Below are 381 nucleotides of genomic sequence, written 5' to 3'. Positions count from 1 at the left end.
GTCTTGGTAGGCTTCGTAGATCCCTTTAGCTCCACCAACAATAGGTATGTAATCCAGAACTGTACTTGCAGTCTCTCCCCATTGTCCTGTCGGGTCAACGAGGTTAACGGGGTCGTTGCCGGTATAGGCGTAGAGATTGAGGCCATCCTCTGTTCCAGCGGGGTCAGTCTGCAAAAAGCGCCCCAGAGCGGGAGAGTAATAGCGTGCCCGGTTGTAAGACAGGCCGGTTTCAGGATCAATACGCCGCCCGGCAAAGCGGAAAGCCGCATTACCGAAATCCCTCTCTAACCCATAAGCAGTATAGCTGTGTTTTTCTATTACCTCACCTTGCGCATTCGTGAGGGCAATGGTCGAGCCTAAGGCATCCTGAAAATAAAAATT

At 51.4% G+C, this 381-nt stretch carries 1 protein-coding gene; it reads right to left on the bottom strand.

Features of this window, described 5'->3' with window-relative positions:
• A partial coding sequence (locus AAC147_RS12385) for an RHS repeat-associated core domain-containing protein (RefSeq protein ID WP_047686765.1) occupies nucleotides 1–381 on the bottom strand: 381 nt, incomplete at both ends.

The sequence above is a fragment of the Xenorhabdus sp. NBAII XenSa04 genome (assembly GCF_963866145.1).
GTDB lineage: Bacteria > Pseudomonadota > Gammaproteobacteria > Enterobacterales > Enterobacteriaceae > Xenorhabdus > Xenorhabdus indica.
Note: the sequence above shows the minus strand (reverse complement) of the source record. Positions and strands in the feature narration are given on the sequence as shown.